The 12,865-nt window shown below is 69.4% G+C and carries 15 protein-coding genes; 8 read left to right on the top strand and 7 right to left on the bottom strand.

The genetic code is table 11. The features are described 5' to 3' along the window. Positions 1-50 precede the first annotated feature (50 nt). Both V2J85_RS07050 and V2J85_RS07055 read left to right on the top strand, forming a co-directional pair. On the top strand, positions 51-1,169 hold the full coding sequence (locus V2J85_RS07050; protein WP_330820943.1) for a hypothetical protein: 1,119 nt from the start codon (positions 51-53) through the stop codon (positions 1,167-1,169). A gap of 44 nt (positions 1,170-1,213) precedes the next feature. Then, positions 1,214-2,008: a barstar family protein gene (locus V2J85_RS07055; protein WP_330821420.1), complete on the top strand. Its 795-nt coding sequence runs from the start codon at positions 1,214-1,216 to the stop codon at positions 2,006-2,008. A 144-nt stretch (positions 2,009-2,152) separates the two neighbouring features. Here V2J85_RS07055 and V2J85_RS07060 read toward each other — a convergent pair whose 3' ends face one another. Next, complete coding sequence (locus tag V2J85_RS07060; RefSeq protein ID WP_261957735.1) at positions 2,153-2,455, bottom strand: hypothetical protein; 303 nt, start codon at positions 2,453-2,455, stop codon at positions 2,153-2,155. A 283-nt stretch (positions 2,456-2,738) separates the two neighbouring features. On the opposite strand from V2J85_RS07060, the gene V2J85_RS07065 reads away from it, so the two are divergent. Beyond that, positions 2,739-3,413: a phosphotransferase-like protein gene (locus tag V2J85_RS07065; protein ID WP_261957734.1), complete on the top strand. Its 675-nt coding sequence runs from the start codon at positions 2,739-2,741 to the stop codon at positions 3,411-3,413. Between the two features lie 51 nt (positions 3,414-3,464). On the opposite strand, the gene V2J85_RS07070 is transcribed toward V2J85_RS07065, so the two are convergent. Next, entirely contained in the window at positions 3,465-4,175 is a 711-nt protein-coding gene (locus V2J85_RS07070; RefSeq protein ID WP_330820944.1) for a hypothetical protein, read from the bottom strand. Between the two features lie 206 nt (positions 4,176-4,381). Next, on the bottom strand, positions 4,382-5,203 hold the full coding sequence (locus V2J85_RS07075; RefSeq protein ID WP_330820946.1) for an SDR family oxidoreductase: 822 nt from the start codon (positions 5,201-5,203) through the stop codon (positions 4,382-4,384). Between the two features lie 211 nt (positions 5,204-5,414). On the opposite strand from V2J85_RS07075, the gene V2J85_RS07080 reads away from it, so the two are divergent. After that, positions 5,415-5,942 carry a TetR/AcrR family transcriptional regulator gene (locus V2J85_RS07080; RefSeq protein WP_330821421.1) on the top strand — a complete coding sequence of 176 codons (528 nt, stop codon included), beginning with the start codon at positions 5,415-5,417 and terminating at the stop codon, positions 5,940-5,942. A gap of 378 nt (positions 5,943-6,320) precedes the next feature. Here the strand turns inward: V2J85_RS07080 and V2J85_RS07085 are convergent, their stop codons facing one another. Continuing rightward, complete coding sequence (locus V2J85_RS07085) at positions 6,321-6,911, bottom strand: isochorismatase family protein (RefSeq protein WP_330820948.1); 591 nt, start codon at positions 6,909-6,911, stop codon at positions 6,321-6,323. Between the two features lie 194 nt (positions 6,912-7,105). Between V2J85_RS07085 and V2J85_RS07090 the strand changes: the two genes are divergently transcribed. Together V2J85_RS07090 and V2J85_RS07095 are read left to right on the top strand one after the other, a co-directional pair. Continuing rightward, the gene (locus V2J85_RS07090) at positions 7,106-8,131 is read left to right on the top strand and encodes a GlxA family transcriptional regulator (RefSeq protein ID WP_330820949.1); all 1,026 of its coding nucleotides are present in this window, start codon (positions 7,106-7,108) and stop codon (positions 8,129-8,131) included. Positions 8,132-8,445: 314 nt separating this feature from the next. Then, complete coding sequence (locus V2J85_RS07095) at positions 8,446-8,880, top strand: hypothetical protein (RefSeq protein ID WP_261957728.1); 435 nt, start codon at positions 8,446-8,448, stop codon at positions 8,878-8,880. Positions 8,881-9,103: 223 nt separating this feature from the next. On the opposite strand, the gene V2J85_RS07100 is transcribed toward V2J85_RS07095, so the two are convergent. Beyond that, the gene (locus V2J85_RS07100; RefSeq protein ID WP_261957727.1) at positions 9,104-9,460 is read right to left on the bottom strand and encodes a hypothetical protein; all 357 of its coding nucleotides are present in this window, start codon (positions 9,458-9,460) and stop codon (positions 9,104-9,106) included. 133 nt (positions 9,461-9,593) lie between these two features. On the opposite strand from V2J85_RS07100, the gene V2J85_RS07105 reads away from it, so the two are divergent. Next, positions 9,594-10,076 (top strand): SAM-dependent methyltransferase, encoded by a 483-nt coding sequence (locus V2J85_RS07105; RefSeq protein WP_261957726.1) that lies wholly within the window; start codon positions 9,594-9,596, stop codon positions 10,074-10,076. Here the strand turns inward: V2J85_RS07105 and V2J85_RS07110 are convergent. Then, complete coding sequence (locus V2J85_RS07110) at positions 10,070-10,897, bottom strand: PIG-L deacetylase family protein (RefSeq protein ID WP_330820951.1); 828 nt, start codon at positions 10,895-10,897, stop codon at positions 10,070-10,072. The two genes, V2J85_RS07105 and V2J85_RS07110, sit on opposite strands and share 7 nt — an antisense overlap. A gap of 71 nt (positions 10,898-10,968) precedes the next feature. Next, positions 10,969-11,856: an SDR family NAD(P)-dependent oxidoreductase gene (locus V2J85_RS07115; protein ID WP_261957724.1), complete on the bottom strand. Its 888-nt coding sequence runs from the start codon at positions 11,854-11,856 to the stop codon at positions 10,969-10,971. A 71-nt stretch (positions 11,857-11,927) separates the two neighbouring features. Here V2J85_RS07115 and V2J85_RS07120 point away from each other — a divergent pair, with 71 nt between their 5' ends. Continuing rightward, positions 11,928-12,863 carry a LysR family transcriptional regulator gene (locus tag V2J85_RS07120; RefSeq protein ID WP_330820953.1) on the top strand — a complete coding sequence of 312 codons (936 nt, stop codon included), beginning with the start codon at positions 11,928-11,930 and terminating at the stop codon, positions 12,861-12,863. The last annotated feature ends 2 nt before the right edge of the window (positions 12,864-12,865 follow it).

The raw sequence follows: 12,865 nt of genomic DNA on the forward strand, positions 1-12,865 counted from the left end.
AAGGGCGGCCGTTGAGGGCGCGCGGGGGCGGTAAGAAGGGGGCAGCGGGGATGGCAGATCAGACAGCCCGGGAATCATCGGGGGCGCAGCGCGGGTGGCGGTTCCTGCTGGCCGTCGGCTTCGGGCTGGTGCTCCTCTTGTTGTCGGCAGGGCTGTTGGCCACCGTGCCGGTCGAGTTGGCGAAGTGGGACGCGTACGCCGCGGCGCCCGCCTGCCCGGCTGGCTCCCGGTCGGATACGTGCACGACGACGGTTCCGGCGACCGTCAAGGGCACGGAGGACGAGCCGAGCGGAAAGAGCGTCCGCTACTGGCTCCGCGTGACCGAACGGGGCACAGACACCGTGCGGCGTGTGCGGATGGCCGGGTCGGAACCGGTCTACGACACCGTGCGCGCCGGTGACGAGGTGAAGTTGACGTACTGGCGGGGTGAGATCCGCACCGTGCGGTTCCGTGCCGCCGCTCAGGAGACCTGGGAGTCTCCGGACGGCAACTGGCGCTACCCGCTGGGCGCCGGTCTCTTTCTGCTGCCCTTCGGGCTGATGGTGTGGTGGCTCACCTGGTGGCACCGCCACCACTCACCCTCCCCGACGCACCGCAGCCTCCGGCAGCTCACCGTCGGTCTGGTGACCGGGACCGTCGTGAGTTGCGCCGGCAGTCTCGGGAGCATGGTCGGCCGCGACGTGCCGGAGGCACTCCTGATCACCGCGGCCGCAGTGCTGCCCGCCGCAGGCCTGGGCGCGCTGTGTGCCTGGGGGCAACAACGTCGTATCAACCGCGCCGCCGCATCCGTCAGCAGCATCGTTCCGGTTCCGCCGACGGACAAGCAGTGCGTACGCGCGGCCGTACTCGGAGACGTTCCCTACCGGGTGGACGGCTTCGACCACCTGGTGCTGGGAGACGGATGGCCGGCGACCACACCGGATCCCGATGGGCGCGTCGCCCGGAAGACGGTTCCGGAGACACTGGTCGTGCGGCACGTCCGAGCACTTCGGCCCGATGACCCCCAGGCCTGGAAGCAGAGGTTCAAGTACGACGCGGCCGTCATCGAATGCCGGGACGGTGACCACGCCGTCCTCATCGCCCTTGCCCGGCGTGACGCCCCTCTCGCCCTCGGCGCACTGAGGGCAATGGGTCAGCCCAGCTCGCCGGTCACATCGCCTGATCTGTAGGATCGGCCGGTTGTGACGGATTCAGCGGGGGAGCAAGCCAGTTGGTGCACGTGCGGAATTACGCCCTCACCAGCGAGGAAGACGAGAACGACTTCTGGGGTTGTGCGCAGGGGGCCCGGGGACTGTTCTCTCCCTTGGAGGAGGAGGGCTGGCGCCAGGTCGAGTGGGTGGGGAGCGCGCCGGAGGGTGGGCTATTGGCTTCCCTGGATCACATCGGCGGGCGTCGGGCGGTAGCGGGCAACGCGTATCTGGATGTGCTGGATGCCGAAGGCGTCAGCATGGGGTCCTACTTCGTGAACGACGTCACCGTGCTTGCCGTCCGGCCTTCACCATTGGGGACGGACCTGGTCGACGTCACCGTGCGCATGTGGTGCGACCAAGCCATGCCTGGTTCGGGTGAGGTCTGGGAACTGATCCGTGCGGGTCGGCTGACCCGTACGGGCCGGTGGCAGGAACGCGATGCCGCCGGTCGACGTGCCTGGCTGTCAGTTGCTCTGTGGTCGCACCGCTACCAACGCCGCGGAAGGCCGGATGCCCCGGCAGGGACGGTATTCACGTTGGACGGCCGGCACATCGTGGACGAGGACAGTTTCTACTGTGCGCTCGGTGAGGCGGTCAACGGCCCAGGTGGATACTTCGGCTGGAACCTCGACGCCGTGGATGACTGCCTCAGAGGACGTTGGGGCGCCACCTCTCCGTTCACCCTGGAGTGGCAGCATTCCAGCGTCGCCCGGACACGGTTGGTGAATCATCCCGCGGTGCAGGATGACACCCCCAGCCTGTTCGCACTTCTCTTGGAAATCTTCGAAGAGCGGGGCGTCGAGGTGCTTCTGAAGTGAGGGCGGGCGTCTGGCGGTAGCGTCGTCGTTCCGCTCAGGCGCTCGGGGGTGCGGCGCTCGTCGCTCGTGGCTCACCGAGCTGCGCCGGGTGCACCGGGTGCGCCGCGGGGCCGGCCGAGGGCGGCCCGACGGGCACCACCTCCGTCACAGCGGAGGGTGATCCGGCACGGGCGAGGCAGCGACCTCGTCGTCAAGGATCTGCTCCCGCGCAGCGGCGGTCATCTTGTTGATGGCGATGGCCTGGGCGAGCAGCTCACCGGCCGGCGGCGGATTCGTGAGCAGGTCGTCGGATTCGCGCCTGGGGAGGGCCTGCCTGATCAGACGCTGCGCCTCGGGAGTCCTGGGCACCGCGTCGGCCTTGAGGAGATTCAGCATCGTCTCCAAGGCCTCGGCCAGTTCGCGGACCGCGTCACGCAGCTCGTCCGTATCGGGGCATTCATCGTTCATGTCACAACGATCCCGGGTCGGCCGCAGATATGCCAGAGCGCCCGCCGGATCCGGCCACGGCGCCCGGGGACTCGCCCCGGGAACACGCGCACGAGTCGCCGGTACGAACCGCTCGCCGAGGACCGCGCACCCCGCGTCAGGATCGGCGACGCCATCTCGGTGGCATGGGACACGTGCCATGATCGCGTGCAGGCGCACCAGACACACCAGACACCCCCCCCCCGCACCCCATCACCCGCAGGCGCGAACCAGCTGAGGTCACCTCCGCACGAAGGACGACGACATGGCAGACGACAACGTGACAACCGCCGCTCGGAAGGCAGCGACTCCAGGCACGGCCGACCGCGAGTCAGCGACTCCAGGCACGGCCGACCCGGCCCACGCGCGCATTCCGGACACCCCGACCCGCGGCAAGGTCATCCTGCTCAACGGCACGTCCAGCTCCGGCAAGTCGAGCATCGCCCAGGCACTTCTCGACATGCTCGACGGCTCGTGGTTCCACATGCCCGTTGACGCCTTTCACGCGATGCGCTGCAAAGGCCCGATATCCGACGAGGACCTCCAGGCCGAGATCGACCGCACCTGCAAGGGCTTTCACCGTGCCGTCGCCGGCATGGCTGCGGGCGGCAACAACCTCGTCGTCGACTATCCGCTCAGCCGCCGCTGGCGGCTGCTGGACCTCCTCGATGTGCTGGTGCCCGAAGACACCCTCCTGATCGCGGTGCGTTGTCCGCTGCCCGAGTTGGAGCGCCGCGAGCGCGCACGCGGCGACCGACAGCTGGGACTGGCCGCCATGCAGTACGACCAGGTGCACTCCCACGAACTGCACGACCTCGACCTGGACAGTGGCCTCCTCTCCCCCGAGGAATGCGCCCGTCGCATCCGTGACTTCCTGCCAGGGCGACTGCGGCCCACCGCTTTCGAGAGGCTTCGGCAGACGCTGCGGAATCCCATCTGACCGGCTGCGCGGAACGCGCCCAGGCAGGTCAACGCCAATCGGCGACGGGGTTCAGTGCTGGTTCACCGGCCAGACCGCCGCCGGGTCGCAGTGGGCCGGGCAAGCCAGCAGGTAGACCTCGTTCCCGAGGAAGAGATTGTAGGTGTCGGCTCCCACACTGTACGGCTGCTCCGGTTGCCCGGGATGGACGTCGAATTCCCACCCTTCCGGCACCTGGCAGACGTACGCCAGGTCCGCGCCGCACGCGCACGTGTAGTACTCGGGGTACTGGGCCCAGGAGGGCGAACCACCCACCTTGAAGAGCTGGGCTCCGGGCCCCTGCGCTTCGGGGGTGTCCGTGAAGGGCTGGAACGTCAACGGCAGCGCACGCACGGACGGTTCGGCCTCCGTGGCCGGCAAGGCAGCATTGCTCTGGAGCAGCACGCGCCAGAACGGACCCGGGTACGGCGGCTGCGGAGCGTCCCAGTACCGGGCCACGAGCCGGCCGTCGGCCGGCTGGGGATTGGACGCGTCATTGTGCGCGCGGCAGTGGAAAACCAGCAGATGGCCTCCGCCGAAATGCTCCAGCTCGGAGGGGATGTCGAACTGGAAGAACAGGGCCATCCGCTCCCCGCAGAAGCACTCGGGCCACTCCTGGCCGTCGTCGAGGAAGGGCCAGCCACCCACCGAGTTCCGCATCGGCCGGTCCAGCGGCTCGTTCCCGACCTCCATCGCCTGGGCCGGCACCGCTGCCTGCGTGCCCCTCACACCATGTTCGACCATCCGCTCACCTTACGGCCTGTCCGGACCCTCACTGCTTGGTGCTGCTCACGGATTCCGACAGCCGTAGCGCCGCTCGCCGTGCAGGGATGCGCGGTGCGCAGCAGGCAGAGCAGAGCCGCGTCGTGGCACTCCCGGACAGGAACGCCACGACGCTCAGCAGAGAAGAACGTGGACGGCGTGGATGGCGTGGGCGGCGTGGACCGGGGCTAGCGGAAGGCGGCGGCGTTCCGCGTGGCCCACTCAGGGAAGCCCTGCGGGGAGCGCCTGAGGATCCGCTCGACGTCGGGACTGACGCGCCGCTCCTCCTCGGTCGGCTCGCCCAGAATCGCCAGTGTGCCCTCGACGACCGGCAGCGGCATGAATTGCGCCATCTGCGCATGAGCCTCCTCGCGGGTCTGCTCCACGAAGCGGATCGGTTCCCCCAGCGCCTCGGCGAGTGCCGCCGCGCGCTCCCGCGGGGTGACCGCCGCCGGCCCGGTGAGGGAATACGTCGCGCCGTCATGCCCCTGCTCACGCAGAACGGCGGTGCCGACCGCGGCGACGTCGTCCGGGTCGATGAAGGGCAGACCCACGTCCCCGAAGGGAGCGGCGGCGGTGCGATGGAGGCGGACCGGCTCCGCCCAGGCAAGGGCGTTGGACGCCATACCGCCAGAGCGCAGGATGGTCCATTCCAGCCCCGAGCCGCGCACCGCCGCCTCGAACCTGCCCGCATGCGCGTAGACCTCCGGCCGGGTCCCCGCGCCCTGACTGGACAACAGAACGAGCCTGCGGGCGCCCGCGGACTTGGCCGCCCCCACGATCCCCTGCGGATCCTCCCCGGCCACCAGCAGGAACACCGCCTCCGCACCCTCAAGCGCGGGCCGCAGGCTCTCGGCGTCCCCCAGGTCTGCGGCGACCACACGCACGCCCTGAGGAACGTCGGCGTCGGTGATGCGGCGGGCCACGGCGGTGACCCGTTCACCCGCCCCAACCAGCATCCGCACCAGCGTCCGTCCCACATTGCCCGTAGCGCCCGTAACGACGATCACGACGACCCCCATAAGTGAGTGACTGAGTAAGTGAGTAAGCGAGCCAGGTAGGCACTCCGCCTCAGCCGTCAGCCCGACGGCGAGCTCGTTAGTTAGTTAGTTGACTGACTCACTGGTGAGAACGTAGCACACCTCCCGGCCTATAGTTAGTCGGGTGACCAACTCACAGAGTGCGAGAGCGAAGAACGCCGGCGCCAAGCGGCAGCGTCTGATGGCTGCCGCCGCCCAAGTGGTGCACCAGCAGGGCGCCGAACGCACCACCATCGCCGACATCGCGCGCGCCGCCGACGTCCAAGTGGGCAACGTCTACTACTACTTCAAGACCAAGGACGAACTGGTCGCCGCGGCGCTCTCCGAACACACACGTCAGCTGGAGACCATCACCGGCGAGCTGGACCGGTTGCCCGATCCGCGCGAGCGGCTCAAGGCCCTCGTACGGGGCTGGGTCGGACAGCGTGACCTCGCGGCACGCTACGGGTGCCCCACCGGGACGCTCGCCACCGAGCTGGACAAGCGTGCGGAGGGCGGGCTGGACAGGGAGGCGGGCAAGGTCATCCGGCTGCTGCTCGACTGGGTGGCGGGCCAGTTCCGGGAGATGGGCCTGCCCGATCCCGACGGCCTCGCCCTGACCCTGGTGGGCGGGTACCAAGGGATGTCCCTGCTGACCAACGCACTGCGGGACCCGCAGATCATGGTGAAGGAAGGCGACCGCTTGCTCGCCTGGCTGGACACCCTCTGACGCCCCTCCTCATGAGCCGTCGCCCAGGGCGAGTACGAGCGTGCTGAGCTCGTCCACGTCGGTGGGGGTGAACTCACCTGAGGCGATGCCCCGTTGCACTGCTCCCCGTGAGCGGCGCACCCGCCTCGCCCGGCCGGTTCCGGCTCCATGCGCCACGCTCCGGCGATCATCTGGCGCCTATAGATCCGCCCCCTCACCCTCACCCCGCACCTGCCACCGCTGACCGTATGTGTGCGGACGTGGAGAGGCCCGCCGCCATGAAGGCGACGGGCCACCGACGGGGGCGACGCCGGCCCTCGCCCCTTCTCCCTCAGCTCAGGTCCTTCCTCGGCTCAGGTCCGTCCTCAGCTCAGACCCTTCCTCGGCTCAGGTCCGTCCTCAGCTCAGCGACGAGCCGGACGGGACGACGACGCCGTACAGGTCGGCGATCGTTGCGAGCGCGCCGTTGTGGAGCTGTTCGGCGGAAACGTCGGCCACCGCCGTCCGCAGGGGCCGCGTCGCGCAGGCGTCGGCGATGACGGTGGGCCGGTTGCCGCGCAGGAACGCGCCGGCGGCCGTGAAGACCACGCACATGTGGGTCATGAACCCGGCGATGATGACGTCCTTGTTCCCGGCGGCGTCCACATGGTCACCCAGGTCGGTGTCGTGGAACGCGTTGGGCGTGGGCTTGACGACGACGGGCTCGCCCTCGACGGGCGCCACACGGGGGTGGATCTGGCCGATGTCAGCCCGAATGTCGTACGGAGTTCCCTCGCCACCGTCGTTGATGACGTGGATGATCTTCGCGCCGGCATTCCGGGCTCGGGCCAGCAGTGCGGCCCCGGCGTCGAGGGCGTCCTGCCATCCGGCCAGCTCCATCACCCCACGGGTGTAGGTGTTCTGGTAGTCGATGAGGATCAGCGTCGCGCCGGACAGCGATGCCGGTGTCTGATCGAATCCGTTGAGTTCCCGCAGAGTTGTCGTAGACATTGCCGCACTTTCTCGGGGTGGGTGTCGAAGATTGGGGCCGCCGCGCGAGGGCACAGTCCACGCTACGAATCCGCCCTGCATGGCGGCAATGTCATGTAACTTGCAGATTCAGACATCCCCCATCGACAGACACCACCTCACCTCGTTCGCATTGCCTCGCCTCACCTGACCGTTGCCGACCCGGCGGAGACCCCTTGAGCAGCTCGAACAGCTTGAGCGACAGCAGCAGCATCAAACGACTCATCGTCGTCCTCCTCTTCGACGGCGTTGACCTGCTGGACGTCACCGGTCCCCCGGAGGTCTTCGCGCTGCTGCAACGGGAGACGGGCGACGCGACGGGGTACCACGTCGTGCTGGCCGCGGAAACCATGGACCCCGTCACCACCTCAGCCGGGGTGCGCGTGCTCCCGGACCTCACCTTCCAGGAGGCGTCGGCGAGGAGCATCGACACCCTGATGGTTCCCGGTTCGGTCGAGGTCGACGACCAGGGCCGCGTTCAGGCCCTCGCCGACCCCACAGTGGTCCAGTGGGTGAAAGCGCTCGCCGGCCGGACGCGGCGTATCGCCTCTGTTTGTGTGGGAGCGCATATCCTCGCGGCCGCCGGACTGCTCGACGGAAAGCGCGCCACGACCCATTGGTCGACCGCACGGCAACTCGCCGCCGACCACCCGTCGATCGAGGTCGACGCCGACCCGATCTTCATCCGCGAGCAGAATGTGTGGACCGGCGCCGGCATCACCGCCTGCCTGGATCTCTCACTCGCCCTCGTCGCCGAGGATTTCGGCGAGGCCATCGCGCTTCGCGTCGCCCGCCAGCTCGTGATGTATCTGAAACGCCCCAGCGGACAGAGCCAGTTCAGCGTCCCGATCGAACCCGTCTCCACCACGCGACGCATGGACGATCTCCGCCACTACGTCACGCGCCACCTCGCCGAGCCCCTCACCGTCGGCGTTCTCGCCGACCACGCCCACGTGAGCGAACGGCAGCTGACCCGAATCTTCAAAACCGAACTCGGCATGACACCGGCTGCCTACCTCGAATCGGCCCGCATCGAAGTGGCCCGAAACCGACTCGAGTCCACGGATGACACCCTCGAACGCATCGCATCCGCCTGCGGCTTCCACACGACCGACACCCTGATCCGCGCATTCCGGCGCAAGCTCAACACGACACCGACGGAGTACCGCAATCGCTTCCGGCATGCCGGTGAGCGGCCCTGACAGGCGCGAGGCGCGGCGCTGGGACGCGGGTGTGCACCCTGCCCCGCGCCGGAACCGTTCTGGGCGGGGGCACGGGCCCCACCCAGAACGGCTTGCGGGACCCACCAGTCCCTTGCGTGCCCTACGCACGCACGACGACTCTATGCCGGAGAATTGAACGGGACATCAACGGCTCGGCACGATCGTGATAAAGCGTCGGCCATTCTTGCCCCGGCGCAGAAGGAAACGGTGGCCCGAATGAGCCGACGCGTAAAGGGGCTCGCCTAGGGTGAGGCCCGCATGCTTGGTTCCGCATCCTGAGGGAGGAGACGTCCATGAGTGCATTTCGCCGTAGCGCGTCCCTGTTAGTGGCTGGTTTTGCCGTCCTGCTGACCGTGTCAGCAACTGTCGAACCCGCCGTGGCCGCCGCCCCGGCTCGTCAGCCGCTCTCCTGCTCATTGTCGACGGCCGGCCCATTCGTGCTGTGCAACGCCGAGCGCAATTTCTCCGACACGTGGGACGGGCGTGCGCTGTTCCGCCTGACCTCGGCCACGGCACGCACCGGGGAGGGAACTTACTTCCTGTACGTGCCGGCCACGGCGGCCGTCCAGAGCATCCCCCACAGCGGTCCAGAGGTGCCTTCCGACTGGCGCGCTGTGCTGTTCACCATGCCGAATTCGGAACACCGTGTGGAAGTCCGCTTCGGCGATATCGACCGTCCTGAAGCGGCCGAGCCGGTCGCCTGGGTGGAGGAAATTCCGGCAGGCTGACGGAGTTCGGGCAACATTCGGACAGCAGCGGGCCGGCACCGCCCCCCGGCCCACGGATGCAGAGTCAGTCGACGTGAGAATGGCTCGGCAGTGAGCGTTTCGCTTACTTCCACAGTTGGGCGATGTCAGATGTCGGGCAACTCGCCGAGACATTGAGGCCGACCCACGCCTCGGACACGTCTCGGACACGACTCGGAGACCCCTCGGAGACGCCTGGGACGGCTCAGGCGGCGAACCAGGGCACACGGCAGGCGTGCGGTTCGGTGCCTTCCGGGCACATGGTCGTGAGTACCGTCTTGCGGATCGCGCGCCAGGTCCGCAGGGAGCACGCCACCTGGACGCGCAGCTCGACCGCTTCCCGCGTTCCGCTGTTCTGACCGGGGTGTTCCCAGGCCCACTGGTCCGCCAGCAGGTCGTACGTCTCGGCGGTCGTGAGGCCGCTCCCGGGAAGCGTGTGGAGGACGGCCTCGCCGAGGATCCTGGCGCTGCGGGAACCCACGGCCTCGTCGATGAGTCCCCTGACCCATGCCAGCCCCTGCTCATCCGCGTACAAGCCGAACCTCAGGGTGCGCGTCCTCATCGCCTCAAGCCTTCTCTATTGTCTTCCCGGGTGTCTTCTCGGGTGTCGTGTCCGACCGGGACGGCACGGCGGCCAACGGTAGCCAGTGGCATGTGGCTACTTCACCTGCTTTTTGCTACGAAAGGCGCAGCACATGCTTGAGGACAGCACACTCGCCGAGGTGGTATCGCGGCCCATAGGGCGGGTAATCGGGGGACGGGACACCGTCGTTGACGATGACTGGGGCGGGGTCCGCGCCGTTGTCCGCCTGGACGAGGCGCAGTTCGGCCCGGATGCGCTGGCCGGTTTGGACGCCTTCTCGCATCTGGAAGTCGTCTACCACTTCGATCGGGTCCCGGTCGAAAAGATCGAGACCGGAGCCCGCCACCCCCGCGGCAACACGGACTGGCCCCAGGTCGGCATCTTCGCCCAGCGCGGCAAGAACCGCCCCAACCGCCTGGGCGTCTCCCGCTGCCGGCTCCTCAGCGTCGACGGCCTCGACCTGCACGTCCAGGGCCTGGACGCGGTCGACGGCACGCCCGTCCTCGACATCAAGCCGTATATGGCCGAGTTCGGCCCCCAGGGCACGACGAGCCAACCTGGCTGGGCCACCGACATCATGCGGCGTTACTACTGACGCCCACCCTCACCGCGGTGTCGCGGGCCCGTGTGGGTGGTCAAGAACGTCCACTGCGCGGGGCCCGGGCTGCCTTGTTCCTGAGCTGCCACCGCAGACGCGGGGCTGTGGCGGATGTACCACTCGGTGGACAACAGCCGCTCCCTGCCGGCCGACGAGAGCCCGGCGATCACTCCCGGCATGGCTCCCCGCTCCACCTCGCTGCGATGGGCCAGTACGGCCGCGACCTTCTGCTCCAGCCAGGGGCCGACGTCGATGGCCGCGGTGATCTGTTCGTCCGGAACGCTGTACGCCGCCTTGCGCACACCCACCACCTCCCTGAACGCCGGCACCACCGAGCGCGGGTGGGTGGCCAGGTAGAGCGCGCTCGGCTGCCAGGGTTCACCGGCCTCCGGGTAGAGCTGGTCCAGCCCGGCTGCCTGGACCGCGAGCACGGTCACCCGGTGGGTGTGCACATGGTCCGGGTGGCCGGGCAGCCCACCGTAGGCGTCGTGCGTGACGACGACCTCCGGGCGGAAGTCCCGGAGGTGCGCCACCAACCGCCGCACGGCGTCGTCGAGCGGTGCCGCAAGGAAAGACGCGCTGCCCGGCGCCGACTGCGGGACGCGCGCATCGGCGAAGCCGAGCATCCGCGGCTCGCCGGCGCCCAGGATCCGCAACGCCTCGGCCAACTCCGCGGCACGCTGCGTGCCCGCGGCCCAGGTCGCCGTGACGACTCCGGTACGCGCTCCGGCCGCCGCATGCCGGGCGAGCACTCCGCCCGCGGACAACGACTCGTCGTCAGGATGGGCGAAGACCCCTAGCAGGCTCGGTACGGACATCAACGGGCCACCTTCCGGTACGGGAGAGTCGGATCACGGGTTGCCGCCTGGCCCATCATCCTCGCTCCGCCTCAGGGTGTGAGGATCCGGTCCTGCTCCACCGGGGGCGTTCCGTCGTACCAGGGCAGGGCCTTGCCGAAGCGGACCAACTCGCCGTAGAGGGCGGGATCGACGTCCTCGGCGAACACCAGGTCCAGGACGGCGCGGGCGGCTTCGGAGGGTGACTGGGCCTGGCTGTAGTCGCCGAACCAGGGGCGGGAGGTCGCGGTGTCGACCATGCCGGGGCACACGGAAGCGATCAGGGTTCCGTCGGCGAGGTCGCCTGCGCGGCGTTCGGCGGCGACCGCGCGGACGGCGGCGACCTGAGCCACCTTGGACGGCACGTTCAGCCAGCGCGGCCAGCCCGCCTCCTCCGCCGTCCGGTGGTGGACGGCGCTGCGCCAGGACTCGACGGCGTACTCGACCTGCTCCAGGCTCGCGCCGTCGAAGAGGTGATGCAGTCGCGCATCGAGGTGGCCGAGGGTGCCGAGGCTGCTCGCCACGACCAGCAGCCGGCCGCCCGGGCGTAGGACGGGGCCGAAGGAACGCAGGATCGCATGCGTGGCCGTGTTGGAGACGTCGATGAACTCATCGGCGCGAGCGGCCTGTGATTCCTCGGGCAGCACCCGCGCCACCGCATTGGAGAGCACGACGTCGACGCCGCCGTACTGCCTGCGGAGCTCGCCGGCCAGGGCTTCGACGGCGTCGGTTTCGGTGACGTCCAGGACCCGGCCCTGGACCCGGCTGCGGGTGCCGGGCAGGTGGGCCACCTCGGCGGCGGCATCGGCGACGCGCTGCCGGTTGCGGCCGGTGAGCAGAACCAGGTCGTCGGGGCTCATGCGGGCCGCCAGCCCTTCGGCGAGGGCGCGGCCGAGTCCCTGGTTGGCGCCCGTGACGAGGGCGATGCGAGAAGCGTTCATGCATGCCACGGTAGGAACCGCCGCTCCATGAGTCCAACGAAAGTTAGGCATGGCTAGTATGCGTAGTCATCATGGACTTCACCGATGTGTCACTGACGGCGCTGCGCGTCTTTCGCGCGGTGGCCGAGCAGGGGACGTTCACCGCGGCCGCGGCGTCGCTGGGCTACACCCAGTCGGCGGTGTCCCGGCAGATCGCGGCGATCGAGCGGGTGGCGGGCGCGGAGCTGCTGGAGCGGAGGCGTGACGGCGTACGGCTGACCGCGGCCGGCCGCGTCGTCATGCGTCGGGCGACGGTCGTGCTCGACGAGATCGACGCGACCGCGCGCGAGTTGTCGGGCCTGCCCGGGCAGGCCGGCACGGTCCGGCTCGGCTGGTACCCCAGCGCCGGAGCCGTCCTGCTGCCCCGGGCCCTCACCGCACTGCGCCGCACGGCCCCCGGCATCCACCTCGTCAGCCGGGAGGGCACCACCCCGTCCCTGGTGCGCGCCCTGCGCGCCGGCAGCCTGGACCTGGCCCTGCTGGCGGCGGCGCCGCCGTTCCGCCCGCCGGATGCCGAGTCTCCCCCGCTGGAACTGCAGACCCTCACCGAACGCCCACTGCGTCTGGCCGTGCCGGCCACCCATCCACTCGCCCGCGGCGACTTCGTCGATGTCACCGACCTGCGCGGGCAGCGCTGGATCGCCAGCTCCTCCTCCGGGGAGGACCGGCTGATGGGGGTGTGGCCGGGGCTGGACGAGCGCCCCGAGATCGTCCACACCGCACGTGACTGGCTGGCCAAGCTCGGCCTGGTGGCGGCCGGTTGCGGGCTCACCACCGTGCCCGCCTCCCTCGCCCCCGCCGCACCGCCCGGTGTACGCATCCTGCCGGTCCGCGGCGGGCCCCAGGAACAACGCCGCCTGCTGCTGGCCCGCCTGCCGCAGCCACCCACCGAACAGGTCACCCACGTGGCGAACGCTCTCCGCAGGGCGGCACTCGACGTCGACGAGCCGGACAAGCCCTCGCCATGACC

The sequence above is a fragment of the Streptomyces bugieae genome, assembly GCF_036352915.1.
Classification (GTDB): Bacteria; Actinomycetota; Actinomycetes; order Streptomycetales; family Streptomycetaceae; genus Streptomyces; species Streptomyces endophytica.

Coding starts and splice junctions, on each gene's coding strand:
- V2J85_RS07050 (WP_330820943.1), top strand. CDS start 51: ATGGCAGATCAGACAGCCCGGGAATCATCGGGGGCGCAGCGCGGGTGG.
- V2J85_RS07060 (WP_261957735.1), bottom strand. CDS start 2,455: ATGAACGATGAATGCCCCGATACGGACGAGCTGCGTGACGCGGTCCGC.
- V2J85_RS07065 (WP_261957734.1), top strand. CDS start 2,739: ATGGCAGACGACAACGTGACAACCGCCGCTCGGAAGGCAGCGACTCCA.
- V2J85_RS07070 (WP_330820944.1), bottom strand. CDS start 4,175: ATGGTCGAACATGGTGTGAGGGGCACGCAGGCAGCGGTGCCGGCCCAG.
- V2J85_RS07080 (WP_330821421.1), top strand. CDS start 5,415: ATGGCTGCCGCCGCCCAAGTGGTGCACCAGCAGGGCGCCGAACGCACC.
- V2J85_RS07085 (WP_330820948.1), bottom strand. CDS start 6,911: ATGTCTACGACAACTCTGCGGGAACTCAACGGATTCGATCAGACACCG.
- V2J85_RS07095 (WP_261957728.1), top strand. CDS start 8,446: ATGAGTGCATTTCGCCGTAGCGCGTCCCTGTTAGTGGCTGGTTTTGCC.
- V2J85_RS07100 (WP_261957727.1), bottom strand. CDS start 9,460: ATGAGGACGCGCACCCTGAGGTTCGGCTTGTACGCGGATGAGCAGGGG.
- V2J85_RS07105 (WP_261957726.1), top strand. CDS start 9,594: ATGCTTGAGGACAGCACACTCGCCGAGGTGGTATCGCGGCCCATAGGG.
- V2J85_RS07110 (WP_330820951.1), bottom strand. CDS start 10,897: ATGTCCGTACCGAGCCTGCTAGGGGTCTTCGCCCATCCTGACGACGAG.
- V2J85_RS07115 (WP_261957724.1), bottom strand. CDS start 11,856: ATGAACGCTTCTCGCATCGCCCTCGTCACGGGCGCCAACCAGGGACTC.
- V2J85_RS07120 (WP_330820953.1), top strand. CDS start 11,928: ATGGACTTCACCGATGTGTCACTGACGGCGCTGCGCGTCTTTCGCGCG.